This is a genomic window from Kitasatospora arboriphila (assembly GCF_039528095.1).
Classification (GTDB): Bacteria; Actinomycetota; Actinomycetes; order Streptomycetales; family Streptomycetaceae; genus Kitasatospora; species Kitasatospora arboriphila.
In genome coordinates, this window is sequence record NZ_BAAALD010000348.1 from 1 (window position 1) to 214 (window position 214).

At 68.2% G+C, this 214-nt stretch carries 1 pseudogene; it reads left to right on the plus strand.

The features are described from left to right. Positions 1-32: 32 nt before the first annotated feature. A pseudogene (locus tag ABD353_RS40325) lies at positions 33-214 on the plus strand (ABC transporter substrate-binding protein); the annotation flags it as partial.

The window sequence follows — 214 nt, forward strand, 5'->3', positions numbered from 1 at the left end:
GTTTGCAACACAGGAATTCAGGAGGCACACCCATGCGCGGTGCCAGCCAGGCCAAGTGGGTCGTCGCAGCTGTCGCGGTCGCCCTTGCGGCCACTGCTTGCGGTAGTGGTTCGTCGTCCAGCGAGGGCGGAGCGGCCAACGCGGCCGGGACGTTCAGCTACCAGAGCACCGAGCCGCAGAACCCGCTGCAGCCCGCCAACGCCATGGAGGTCGG